This window comes from Bradyrhizobium sp. SHOUNA76 (assembly GCF_023006445.1).
Taxonomy (GTDB): domain Bacteria; phylum Pseudomonadota; class Alphaproteobacteria; order Rhizobiales; family Xanthobacteraceae; genus Bradyrhizobium.
Genome location: NZ_JALBHA010000588.1, coordinates 1 through 3,603 on the forward strand (window position 1 = coordinate 1; position 3,603 = coordinate 3,603).

The following is a 3,603-nucleotide window of genomic DNA, read 5'->3' on the forward strand; positions in this document are numbered from 1 at the left end:
GAGCAGTTCGCCCAGCGGCTGCGCACCGCCGAGGCGCGCGAGGCGTTCACGGCCTTTGCCGAGCGCCGCCCGCCCGATTTCACCAAGGTCGCATGAGGGGACGCGGCCTGCCAGGAAGAGCGGCGGACACAACCGCAGGTGTTTGGTTAAAGTCTTAACCAAGCCTTGGCATGTCGCGATGCAAGGTGGCCTCTCGTGAAGAGTAGGCCCCCGACCCATGACGATGTTTAAGAAATCGGTAAGTTCGCTTCTCCTGACGCTGATGGCGCTGCTGGCCGCCGGCGCGCTGGCCTCTACGGCGACCCAGATGGTTGGGGCCTTCGGCCGCTACAGCGATAGCCTCGAGACCGAACGGCTTGCGAATGCCGACAAGGCGATCTTCCATGGCGTGCTGTCGTTGCGCAACAATCGGGGCGATGCCCAGAGTGCGCTGCTCGGCGAGGACGATCCGCGCGCCAAGCTCGGTGCCGCCGAGAAGGCGGAGCAGGCCGGCTTTGACGCCATTGTCGCGGCGCTCTCCACCGTCGAATTCGTCCGCCGCGACGAGCTCGCAAGCACGCTGAAGCAGCGCTGGAGCGAGGCCGCGCCGAAGTTCCAGCTGTTCTACGACGAGGCGAAGCTGCCGCGTGCCGAGCGCAAGGTCGAGCGCACCGCACCCTGGTACGATGGCGTCACAAAAGTAATCGAGACCGCCAATCTCGCCTCCACCGCGGTGTCGAACCGCGCCTGGACCAACGATCCCTTCATCGCCCGCATGATCCAGGCCCGCCGGCTCGCCTGGCAGGTGCGCGACCGCTACGGCATCCAATGCTCGACCCTGCGCCCGAACGTCAACACCTCCAAGCCGCTCGACGAGACCCAGAAGCAGACCGTGGCCGGCTGGAACGGAATCGTCACCGCCGGCTGGACCGGCATGGAGGAACTGCTCGCTGCGCCTGACGTGACGGCGAATCTCGTCAACGCGGCGAAGGAAGCGCGCGCCAAGACCGACGGCGTCCTCAAGCAGATCGGCGATCTCACCAAGAATTTCGACGGCAGCGGCCGTCCGGCGATGCCCGCGGCGGAATGGAACGCGCTGTGCCAGTCGCCGTTCGCGCCCATCGTCGCTGTCGCCAACACGGCGCTCGACCAGTCGATCGCGCGTGCGGAGATGGTTCAGGCGAAAGCCCTCACCAACCTCATCGTGCAATCGCTCGCGTTCCTGCTCGCGCTGGCCGTGACCCTGACCGGCGTGTACGTGGTGCGCAATCGCCTGATGCGCCCGGTTCGCGCCATTCTTGACGCCATCGCCCGCATCAGCGCACGCGACTATGCGACGCCGGTGCCGCAATCCCGGCATCCGGACGAATTCGGCACCATGGCCGCCGCACTCGAAAGCCTGCGCGAGAGTGCGGCGACCGCGGAACGGCTGGGCCAGGAACGCGAATCGCAGCAGGCGCTTCAGCTGGCCCGCTCCGGCACGGTCGATTCCGCATGCCGCAGCTTCGACGACACCGTGCAGGCGGTCATCCAGAGCGTTGTGGCCTCGACGCGGGAGCTCGATGCCACCGCGACCGGCGTGCGCTCGCTGGTCTCGCAATCGAGCAGCCAGACCGCAGCGGTCTCCTCCGCCGCCGAGCAGGCCACCAACAATCTCGAGACCATCGCGGCGGCGACCGAGGAACTCTCCGCATCCGTCGGCGAGATCTCCGCGCAGGTGCAGTCCAGCGCCCGCGAGGCCCGCGAAGCGGTGTCGCAGGCCGAGCAGACCAACGCGACGGTCGAGATCCTCGACCAGACCGCAAGCCGCATCGGCGAAGTCGTGAAGATGATCAACGCCATCGCCAGCCAGACCAACCTTCTGGCCCTGAACGCCACCATCGAAGCCGCGCGCGCGGGCGAGGCCGGCCGCGGTTTCGCTGTGGTCGCCGGCGAGGTCAAGAGCCTCGCCTCTCAGACGGCGACAGCGACGGAAGAGATCTCGCGTCAGGTCGAGGAGATCCAGGGCGCGACGGGACAGGCGGTGACCGCCATCCGCGCCATCGGCGGTGCCATCAGCGGCATCGATGAGAAGATGACGGCGATTGCCGCCGCCGTCGAAGAGCAGCGCGCGGCCACCACCGAGATCTCGCGCAACTTCCAGCAGGCCGCGCAAGGCACCCGCGAGGTCACCGACACCATCGGCAGTGTTGCCAGGCTCAACCAGGAGACCGGCAACGCCGGCACGGTGTTGTCGGACTCCGTCAAGAAGATGTCGGCCGACGCCGATCGCCTCCGCGTCGCGGTCGAGGGCTTTTTGGGAGCGGTGAAGACCGCGTAGTTTCGCCTCATTCTTCCATCCTGACGTCGTGCGTTCGGCATTGCCGTCGATCCGCGCGGCGGCTACATCTGTGCCGCCTCGCTCCGTGAGCGCAGCGCCAGACGTAAGACACATCAGGGATGGAGAGTTCGATGCCGGTCACCCCCCACAAGGCCCAGCGCCCCTATCGCGGCGTGTTCCCGGTCGCGCCCACCATCTTCGACGAGCGCGGCGAGCTCGACCTCGAGGGACAACGCCGCTGCATCGATTTCATGATCGATGCTGGCTCGAATGGCATCTGCATCCTCGCCAATTTCTCCGAGCAGTTCGTGCTCACCGATGCCGAGCGCGAAACCGTGATGCATGCGGTGCTGGAACATGTCGCGGGCCGGGTTCCCGTGATCGTCACCACCACGCATTTCAGCTCGGCCGTCTGCGCCGCGCGCAACCAGCAGGCGGAGGCGGCGGGCGCCGCCATGGTGATGGTGATGCCGCCCTATCACGGCGCGACCTTCCGGGTGCCGGAGAAGGGCGTCGTCGAATTCTTCCGCGTGCTCTCGGGCGCGATCAAAATTCCCGTCATGATTCAGGACGCGCCGGTCGCCGGCACGCCGCTGTCGGTCGAGCTGCTCGCGCGGCTGGCGCGCGAACTCTCGAACATCCGCTATTTCAAGATCGAGGTAGCAGGCGCGGCCTCGAAGCTGCGCAGCCTGATCGAGGCCGGCGGCAAGGACATCGAGGGTCCCTGGGACGGCGAGGAGGCGATCACGCTACTGGCCGATCTCGATGCCGGCGCCACAGGTGCGATGACCGGCGGCGGCTATCCCGACGGCATCCGCCAGATCGTCGATCCCTATTTCGCCGGCGATCGCGAGAAGGCGAAGGCCGCCTATGAGCGCTGGCTGCCGCTGATCAACTACGAGAACCGCCAATGCGGCCTGATCGCCTGCAAGGCGATGATGCAGGCCGGCGGCGTGATCAAGTCGGACGCGGTTCGCCATCCGCTCCAGCCGCTGCATCCGGCAACGCGCGCGGGCCTGCTGGAACTCGCCAAGGAGCGCCATGCGCTGGCGCTGAGGTGGGGGAAGTAGAGCCACACACTCCACAGTCGTAGGGTGGGCAAAGCGACTTGTCCGCCGTAGCTCGCAGAGCGAAGGCGGAAGCGTGCCCACCAACCTGTGTGCCGTCGAGGAGCGTGGTGGGCACGTCGCTCAGCGCCTTTGCCCACCCTTGTATTAGGGCGATCGATTATATTGAGCCGTTCCGTGAGGAATGGCCCAGCCCGGGTGGCCGCCCGAGCTGGGTCGCCGTTCGATCGGATCGGT

Annotated in this window: 2 protein-coding genes; both read left to right on the plus strand. The window is 66.9% G+C overall.

Going from position 1 to position 3,603, the window contains the following annotated elements:
• The first annotated feature begins 217 nt into the window (after window positions 1–217).
• Window positions 218–2,299 carry a methyl-accepting chemotaxis protein gene (locus MOV74_RS33790; protein WP_246931318.1) on the plus strand — a complete coding sequence of 694 codons (2,082 nt, stop codon included), beginning with the start codon at window positions 218–220 and terminating at the stop codon, window positions 2,297–2,299.
• A gap of 131 nt (window positions 2,300–2,430) precedes the next feature.
• Complete coding sequence (locus tag MOV74_RS33795) at window positions 2,431–3,369, plus strand: dihydrodipicolinate synthase family protein (RefSeq protein ID WP_246931319.1); 939 nt, start codon at window positions 2,431–2,433, stop codon at window positions 3,367–3,369.
• The last annotated feature ends 234 nt before the right edge of the window (window positions 3,370–3,603 follow it).